Consider the following 2,500-nt stretch of genomic DNA (forward strand, 5'->3'; position numbering starts at 1 on the left):
TGCGTAGCCGACCTGAGAGGGTGATCGGCCACACTGGGACTGAGACACGGCCCAGACTCCTACGGGAGGCAGCAGTAGGGAATCTTCCGCAATGGACGAAAGTCTGACGGAGCAACGCCGCGTGAGTGATGAAGGTTTTCGGATCGTAAAGCTCTGTTGTTAGGGAAGAACAAGTACCGTTCGAATAGGGCGGTACCTTGACGGTACCTAACCAGAAAGCCACGGCTAACTACGTGCCAGCAGCCGCGGTAATACGTAGGTGGCAAGCGTTGTCCGGAATTATTGGGCGTAAAGGGCTCGCAGGCGGTTTCTTAAGTCTGATGTGAAAGCCCCCGGCTCAACCGGGGAGGGTCATTGGAAACTGGGGAACTTGAGTGCAGAAGAGGAGAGTGGAATTCCACGTGTAGCGGTGAAATGCGTAGAGATGTGGAGGAACACCAGTGGCGAAGGCGACTCTCTGGTCTGTAACTGACGCTGAGGAGCGAAAGCGTGGGGAGCGAACAGGATTAGATACCCTGGTAGTCCACGCCGTAAACGATGAGTGCTAAGTGTTAGGGGGTTTCCGCCCCTTAGTGCTGCAGCTAACGCATTAAGCACTCCGCCTGGGGAGTACGGTCGCAAGACTGAAACTCAAAGGAATTGACGGGGGCCCGCACAAGCGGTGGAGCATGTGGTTTAATTCGAAGCAACGCGAAGAACCTTACCAGGTCTTGACATCCTCTGACAATCCTAGAGATAGGACGTCCCCTTCGGGGGCAGAGTGACAGGTGGTGCATGGTTGTCGTCAGCTCGTGTCGTGAGATGTTGGGTTAAGTCCCGCAACGAGCGCAACCCTTGATCTTAGTTGCCAGCATTCAGTTGGGCACTCTAAGGTGACTGCCGGTGACAAACCGGAGGAAGGTGGGGATGACGTCAAATCATCATGCCCCTTATGACCTGGGCTACACACGTGCTACAATGGACAGAACAAAGGGCAGCGAAACCGCGAGGTTAAGCCAATCCCACAAATCTGTTCTCAGTTCGGATCGCAGTCTGCAACTCGACTGCGTGAAGCTGGAATCGCTAGTAATCGCGGATCAGCATGCCGCGGTGAATACGTTCCCGGGCCTTGTACACACCGCCCGTCACACCACGAGAGTTTGTAACACCCGAAGTCGGTGAGGTAACCTTTTAGGAGCCAGCCGCCGAAGGTGGGACAGATGATTGGGGTGAAGTCGTAACAAGGTAGCCGTATCGGAAGGTGCGGCTGGATCACCTCCTTTCTAAGGATATTAACGGAATATAAGACCTTGGGTCTTATAAACAGAACGTTCCCTGTCTTGTTTAGTTTTGAAGGATCATTCGATTCTTCGAGATGTTGTTCTTTGAAAACTAGATAACAGAAGTAATTCACATTCAATTAGTAATGCAAGATATCACGTAGTGATTCTTTTTAACGGTTAAGTTAGAAAGGGCGCACGGTGGATGCCTTGGCACTAGGAGCCGATGAAGGACGGGACGAACACCGATATGCTTCGGGGAGCTGTAAGCAAGCTTTGATCCGGAGATTTCCGAATGGGGAAACCCACCACTCGTAATGGAGTGGTATCCATATCTGAATTCATAGGATATGAGAAGGCAGACCCGGGGAACTGAAACATCTAAGTACCCGGAGGAAGAGAAAGCAAATGCGATTCCCTGAGTAGCGGCGAGCGAAACGGGATTAGCCCAAACCAAGAGGCTTGCCTCTTGGGGTTGTAGGACACTCTGTACGGAGTTACAAAGGAACGAGGTAGATGAAGAGGTCTGGAAAGGCCCGCCATAGGAGGTAACAGCCCTGTAGTCAAAACTTCGTTCTCTCCTGAGTGGATCCTGAGTACGGCGGAACACGTGAAATTCCGTCGGAATCCGGGAGGACCATCTCCCAAGGCTAAATACTCCCTAGTGACCGATAGTGAACCAGTACCGTGAGGGAAAGGTGAAAAGCACCCCGGAAGGGGAGTGAAAGAGATCCTGAAACCGTGTGCCTACAAGTAGTCAGAGCCCGTTAACGGGTGATGGCGTGCCTTTTGTAGAATGAACCGGCGAGTTACGATCCCGTGCAAGGTTAAGCAGAAGATGCGGAGCCGCAGCGAAAGCGAGTCTGAATAGGGCGAATGAGTACGTGGTCGTAGACCCGAAACCAGGTGATCTACCCATGTCCAGGGTGAAGTTCAGGTAACACTGAATGGAGGCCCGAACCCACGCACGTTGAAAAGTGCGGGGATGAGGTGTGGGTAGGGGTGAAATGCCAATCGAACCTGGAGATAGCTGGTTCTCTCCGAAATAGCTTTAGGGCTAGCCTCAAGGTAAGAGTCTTGGAGGTAGAGCACTGATTGGACTAGGGGCCCCTACCGGGTTACCGAATTCAGTCAAACTCCGAATGCCGATGACTTATCCTTGGGAGTCAGACTGCGAGTGATAAGATCCGTAGTCGAAAGGGAAACAGCCCAGACCGCCAGCTAAGGTCCCAAAGTATACG

General features: G+C 52.5%; 2 rRNA genes (1 of these 2 cut by a window edge). Both read left to right on the forward strand.

From position 1 onward, the window contains the following. Positions 1-1,262, forward strand: a 16S ribosomal RNA gene (locus ACFTRD_RS32495); the annotation flags it as partial. Between the two features lie 175 nt (positions 1,263-1,437). Continuing rightward, positions 1,438-2,500 (forward strand): 23S ribosomal RNA (locus ACFTRD_RS32500); its annotated part runs 1,103 nt beyond the window's last position; the annotation flags it as partial.

Origin of the sequence: Paenibacillus sp. NPDC056933, assembly GCF_042674385.1 — a bacterium.
Classification (GTDB): Bacteria; Bacillota; Bacilli; order Paenibacillales; family Paenibacillaceae; genus Paenibacillus.